The organism is Ruegeria sp. AD11(2025), from assembly GCF_056542405.1.
In genome coordinates, this window is the sequence record NZ_JBQFZU010000012.1 from 136,520 (window position 1) to 142,700 (window position 6,181).

General features: G+C 59.3%; 5 protein-coding genes and 1 pseudogene. 4 read left to right on the forward strand and 2 right to left on the reverse strand.

Annotated elements, in window-relative coordinates; all coding sequences use genetic code 11:
- Positions 1 to 3: 3 nt before the first annotated feature.
- The 4 genes from ACR1XY_RS13525 to pdeM all read left to right on the forward strand — a co-directional run bounded on the left by ACR1XY_RS13525 (position 4) and on the right by pdeM (position 5,130).
- Positions 4 to 549 (forward strand): prepilin peptidase, encoded by a 546-nt coding sequence (locus tag ACR1XY_RS13525; RefSeq protein ID WP_480593945.1) that lies wholly within the window; start codon positions 4 to 6, stop codon positions 547 to 549.
- A 117-nt stretch (positions 550 to 666) separates the two neighbouring features.
- Positions 667 to 1,974, forward strand: a complete 1,308-nt coding sequence (locus ACR1XY_RS13530) for a P-loop NTPase family protein (protein ID WP_480593947.1) — start codon at positions 667 to 669, stop codon at positions 1,972 to 1,974.
- 40 nt (positions 1,975 to 2,014) lie between these two features.
- Positions 2,015 to 4,426: a ligase-associated DNA damage response DEXH box helicase gene (locus tag ACR1XY_RS13535; RefSeq protein ID WP_480593949.1), complete on the forward strand. Its 2,412-nt coding sequence runs from the start codon at positions 2,015 to 2,017 to the stop codon at positions 4,424 to 4,426.
- Positions 4,427 to 4,467: 41 nt separating this feature from the next.
- Positions 4,468 to 5,130, forward strand: coding sequence for a ligase-associated DNA damage response endonuclease PdeM (gene pdeM, locus ACR1XY_RS13540; protein WP_480593950.1), 663 nt, complete (start codon positions 4,468 to 4,470; stop codon positions 5,128 to 5,130).
- A gap of 6 nt (positions 5,131 to 5,136) precedes the next feature.
- On the opposite strand, the gene ACR1XY_RS13545 is transcribed toward pdeM, so the two are convergent.
- Entirely contained in the window at positions 5,137 to 5,883 is a 747-nt protein-coding gene (locus ACR1XY_RS13545) for a LytTR family DNA-binding domain-containing protein (RefSeq protein ID WP_480593952.1), read from the reverse strand.
- 205 nt (positions 5,884 to 6,088) lie between these two features.
- Positions 6,089 to 6,181 (reverse strand): annotated as a pseudogene (locus ACR1XY_RS13550) (bifunctional methylenetetrahydrofolate dehydrogenase/methenyltetrahydrofolate cyclohydrolase); the annotation flags it as partial.

Here is a 6,181-nt window from a genome sequence, read left to right on the forward strand (position 1 = left end):
TAGATGAACATTCCCGCGAGTGCGGCGCTGTTATTTCTGCCCTTTGTTCTACCGATCTGCCTGTACGTGACCTTCACGGACTTGCGCGCCATGAAGATCAGAAATCAGGCGGTCTACGCGCTGTTGGCGGTGTTCGTTATCGTTGGCCTTTTCGTTCTGCCACCTTGGTCAACCACGTGGTCAACGGCTACCGTAGGCCCAGTGTCGATCTCGCTGCCCCCCTACGTCTGGCACTTATTGCATGTCATTCCGGCTTTAGCCATTGGTATCCTGTTCAACGTGATGCGCCAAATGGGGGCTGGAGACGCCAAGTTTCTGGCCGCAGCCTCGCCATTTATCTGGCCCGGCGACTATTTCCTGGTGGTTTTCATTCTGGCCACGATGAATGTGGCGGCTTTGGCCACCCACCGGCTGGCGCGCACTACGGGGCTTCGGAGTTTCGCGCCCGATTGGAAAAGCTGGAGCAGGGCCAAACACATACCGATGGGTCTTTCTCTCGGCGGCAGCCTAGCCCTCTATCTGATTCTCGGCACTGTTTACGGCTCGTAAACTATCATTAAGCCGCCTTGTCCGCGCCTTGGTGCTGACACAAAGCCGGGCCAGATTTTCCACTAACGGCCCTTTTCGGGGCCTTTTGCGCGAAAACTGGATAGACGGGCAACGCTCATGAATATGCAGACGACCTCGGTAATGGCCCCCCCTGCCCCAAAAGGCTTGGGCGAAATGAGACTGCCCATCGTCATGATGCGCGACATCTTGTTGAAAACAATCTTCCGCAAGAATGTGGACACCGTCTCCGAAATCGCCGCTGCGGTCTGTCTGCCGGGTTCTGTCACGCAGGAACTGATCGACATGGCCCGCGAGCAAAAGTTGATCGAGGCAACCGGGACGCTGAACGCCAACAGCGGGAACGAGATGGGTTACCAGTTGACCGATGCCGGCAAGGCCCGTGCACTGGATGCGCTGAGCCAGTCAGAGTATTTCGGCGCGATGCCCGTACCGCTGGATGTCTATCGCGAACAGGTCAAACGCCAGTCGATCCGCAACATTCAGGTGACCCGAGACCAACTTACCGGCGCGATGGGCCATCTGGTTCTGCCAGACAGCCTGCTGGACCATCTCGGCCCCGCAGTCAGCGCCGGTCGCTCGATCCTAATGTATGGCCCACCGGGCAACGGGAAATCCTCGATTTCAAACGGGATCAAGGATGCGCTGGGGGATAATGTCTATGTTCCCTTTGCCATCGAGTATGCCGGTCAGGTGATTACCGTATATGACCCGATCGTGCACACCGCCGTTGAGCAGGAACCTGATGATCCCAACAGCCTGCGCCGCCGCAAAAGATTCGACACGCGCTATGTTCAGTGCGAACGCCCGACCGTTGTGACGGGTGGTGAACTGTCGCTGAGCATGTTGGACCTGGTCTACAACCCCACCGCGCGGACCTATCAGGCACCGCTGCAGCTGAAATCGACCGGTGGCATCTTCATCGTGGATGACCTTGGACGTCAGCAGGAACCACCGCAGGCGCTGATCAACCGTTGGATTGTTCCCTTGGAAGAGAAGAAGGATATTCTCGGCCTGCAATCGGGCGAAAAGTTCGAGGTGCCCTTCGACACGCTGGTCATCTTCTCGACCAACTTCCACCCCAACGAGATTTTCGACCAAGCGGCCCTGCGCCGGATCTTCTTCAAGATCAAGATCGACGGGCCGAATCAGGAAAACTTCCTGAAAATCTTTGCCATGGTGGCTCGCAAACGCGGTATGCCATTGGACGAAGCGGCTCTGGTACATCTGTTGAAGGTCAAATACCCGACCATCAACAATATCTACGCGAACTATCAGCCGATCTTCCTGATCGATCAGATGATCTCGATTTGCGAATTCGAAGGTATCCCCTATCAGATGAGCCCCGATCTGATCGATCGCGCCTGGGCCAACATGTTCGTCAAGGAAGAAAAGATCATTCACTGACCCCCTGCCATTCTGATCCCGGGCAGGTAATCATGCGACCATGACGCAGATTCCCGCCCGGATCACCGATTGGTTTGCCACCAAGGGCTGGTCGATCCACCCCCATCAACAGGACATGTTCGACCGGGCCTCGAACCCGGCGACTTTGCTGATCGCCCCTACTGGCGGCGGCAAGACCATGGCGGGGTTTCTGCCGACGCTGGCCGAGTTGGCGGAACAGGATCACACGGGCCTGCACACGATCTATGTATCGCCCTTAAAGGCGCTGGCCGCCGATATCCGCCGCAATCTGCGCGGCCCCGCGGATGAGATCGGTCTGCCCATCCGGATCGAAGATCGCACCGGAGACACCTCTGCCACGCAGAAGAAACGCCAACGCGTGGACCCGCCGCATATTCTGCTGACCACACCGGAAAGCCTCGCCCTGCTGACTTCATATGAGGACGCACCACGGATGTTTGCGGGTGTGCAGCGGGTGATCGTAGACGAAATACACGCCTTGGCTGAAAGCAAACGCGGCGATCAACTGATGCTGGCCTTGGCACGGTTGCAAACCTTGTGCCCCGACCTGCGCCGGGTCGGGTTGTCAGCCACGGTCGAGGACCCCGATGCCATCGCGCGCTTTCTGGCCGGGCACCCTGACTCGTGTCAGATCGTGAAGGCCGACCCAGGCCCCGACCCCGAGATCCGGATGCTGGAAACGCAGGAAATGCCGCCTTGGTCCGGCGGCGGTGCAGCTTACGCGATCCCGTCGGTTCTGGACCAGATCAAGCAACACAAGACCACGCTGATCTTTCACAACACCCGCGCACAGGCCGAGATTTTTTTTCACAACCTCTGGCTCGCCAACGAAGACGGCCTGCCCATTGGCATCCATCACGGCAGTCTGGACCGGCAGCAACGCGAGCGGGTTGAAGCCGCCATGGTCCGCGGGGACCTTCGTGCCATCGTTTGCACCGGCTCTCTGGATCTGGGCATCGACTGGGGCGATGTGGATTTGGTGATCCAGATCGGTGCTCCTAAGAACGTCAAACGGCTGGTGCAGCGGATCGGGCGGGCGAACCACCGGTACAACGCGCCTTCCAAGGCTGTACTGGTGCCTGCAAACCGGTTTGAGGTGGTGGAATGCGTCGCTGCGCTCGAGGCTGCCAAGGCGCACGAACTTGACGGAGAACCGCGCGGTCGGGGGCCCCGCGACGTGTTGTGTCAGCATATACTGATCGCAGCGGCAGCCGGGCCGTTCGATGCGGATACACTATTCACCGAAATGACCGCCGCCGGGCCCTATGCGCAGCTAAGTCGTGCAGAGTTCGACGCCTGTCTGGAGTTCTGCGCCACCGGGGGCTACGCCCTACGCGCCTACGATAGGTGGCAACGGTTGCAACAGCGCGCCGATGGTCGCTGGCAGTTGCGCGACCCCCGCGCGGCACAGCGTATCCGCATGAACCTTGGCACCATACAGGATACCGACACGCTTAAGGTGCGCCTGAAGCGCAATCGCGGCGGCAAACCCTTGGGCGAGGTGGAAGAAGCCTTCGCTGCCTCTCTGACCCCCGGAGACACGTTTCTGATCGGCGGGCAAATCGTCCGCTATGAAGGGCTGCGCGAAATGGTGGTCGAGGTCAGCCGCCGCGCGGATCGTAAGCCAAAGGTGGCTGTTTTCTCTGGCACGAAATTCGCAACCTCAACGCAGCTAAGCGACCGTATCCTGCGGATGTTCGCGCAACCCAACTGGCCGCAATTGCCCGCGCACACGGCGGACTGGCTGGACCTGCAACGGAACATGTCCCGCCTGCCCCAACGCGACCGCCTGCTGATCGAGAGTTTTCCCAATGACGGGCGCGAGCATCTGTGTGTCTACGGTTTCGCGGGCCGAAACGCGCAGCAAACGCTGGGTTTGCTGCTGACCAAACGCATGGAGGAGACCGGACTGGCGCCGTTGGGTTTCGTGGCCACCGACTATGCAACTCTGATCTGGGGGTTGGACGCGGTGACTGATCCACGCCCCCTGTTTCAACTGGATGCCTTGCGTGATGGGCTGGAAACCTGGCTGGCCGGGAATGCGGTGATGAAACGGACCTTTCGAACCTCGGCCACCATCGCCGGTCTGATTGAGCGCAACACCGGTGGGCAAAGGAAAAGCGGACGCCAGGCGACATTTTCCTCGGATATCCTTTACGACACGTTGCTGAAATACGACCCCGATCACCTGCTTATGCAGATCACCCGAGAAGAAGCCATGCGCGGGCTGGTGGACTTCGGGCGAGTCGAGGCGATGATTGAACGCATTGGAGACAGGATTGATCTGCTGCGTCTGGATCGCGTCTCACCCCTTGCGGCACCGCTGTTCCTTGAGGTCGGCAAGGTTCCGGTCAAGGGCGCGGCCGAGGAACGCCTGCTCGCCGAGGAAAGTGCCCGCCTGTTGCAGGCTGCGGGGCTGGAACCCGGCTGATACCGCTTGCGCCCCGGCTCGAAACGCGCAAAGAACGGATCATGAACAGCATCGCGTTTTCTTTTGCCGGGCAATGCCTCAGCGCGCTGGGGTCCGGGGCGCTCTGGTGGCCCGAGAAGAAGTTGCTCTGTGTTTCTGACCTGCATCTGGGCAAGTCCGAGCGCATCGCCCGGCACGGAGGCTCGACCCTGCCGCCCTACGACAGCCGGGAGACCCTGACCCGCCTGGCCACCGACATCACGCACACCAATCCGGGCACCGTAGTCTGTTTGGGCGACAGCTTTGACGATTTGGATGCCTCGATGGCAATGGGTACGGCCGAGAAACGGGACGTCACCGCCCTGCAAGCTGGTCGTCGCTGGATATGGATAGAAGGCAACCACGATCCCGGCCCGATTGATCTGGGTGGGACACACCTGTCTGAATGCAATATCGACCCGCTGACGTTTCGGCACATCGCACACCCCCAGGCACAGGCGGAGGTGTCCGGCCATTACCACCCCAAGGCCCGGCTGAGGGCGCGCGGATGCTCGATCAGCCGCCCGGCTTTTCTGGTCGACAAGACGCGGCTGATCCTGCCCGCCTACGGCACCTATACAGGCGGGCTGCGCAGTTCGGACCACGTGCTGAACGCTTTGATGCACGACGGGGCCCTGGCCATCCTGACCGGCCCCCATCCACAGATCATTCCCATGCCCAGGTAAGGTGGCTCAGATTAAACCATCCCGTTCCAATGTCGGTTTGTACTTTCGGCTGACTGGAACAAGATTGTTATTCTTCAGCCGCACAAAGGTCTTGCCGCCCTGCCGCTCAACCCCGGCAATGGCATCATCCACCACCCAGTGCGAGCGATGCGTACAATGGCCCGGCACCGGCTCCATCTCGGCGACCGCATCGCTCAGGCGCGACCGGATGGTGAATGTTCCCTCGGACGTTACGACATCAACGGCATGATCCCGGACAGTCAGGCGATAAATCTGGCCCTTAAACGTTTCCGGCAGACGCTTTGCCAGCCGCGGCGGCGCGGGTTCAGCCTTTTCCGGCGGCGTCTCTTTCTGTGTATGCCCCGGTACCAGCACTAAACCGGTGACAAACAGCGCTCCGTACGGAGCCACTGACAGGAAACCGGGGGCTTGTTGCCCGTTGAAGGTAATCAAAAGGTAGGACAACACCCAAAGGGCCGGAACGAAAAGCGCCATATTGACCAGAACCAACGCGGTATCGCGCCTGGAAACGTGAACGCCCAAAAAAATGGTCCGCGTCACGTGTCTTGCGATCCTTGTCACAATCAGGGCCAGTCCCATGACCCCGACCCAAAACACCAGGCGTTGAAAAAAGGTCAGGTCAATGGTTGAAAAAGGTTGGAAAGCAGAGGCCAGCAAAGGCGGAAAGGCAACGGCGGCAATCACTTTGCGCAACGAGACCTCGGCCAGAATTGGGCTCAGGAATATGTTCATACCAACTCAACAATAAGCCTGCGGGTCCAGCGCAACCCCAGAGACTTGCAATATCACAACGTAACTGGCTGGATTCACTTGTTTATCATTGATACCCGTTACATTCAAACCCCAAGATTTAAAACTTAACGCGAGTATGTTGAAACAATTAGGCCGAGGAGTGTTTCCAACCCTCGGCCCCGAATAGATTGTAGTGCGCGCAGGATCAGGCGGTCAGGCCTTCTGGTTCTGGTAGTTTGTTTGTGCGGCAGCATGCTGTGAGAGTGTTGGCCAGCAGGCATGCGATGGTCATGGGGCC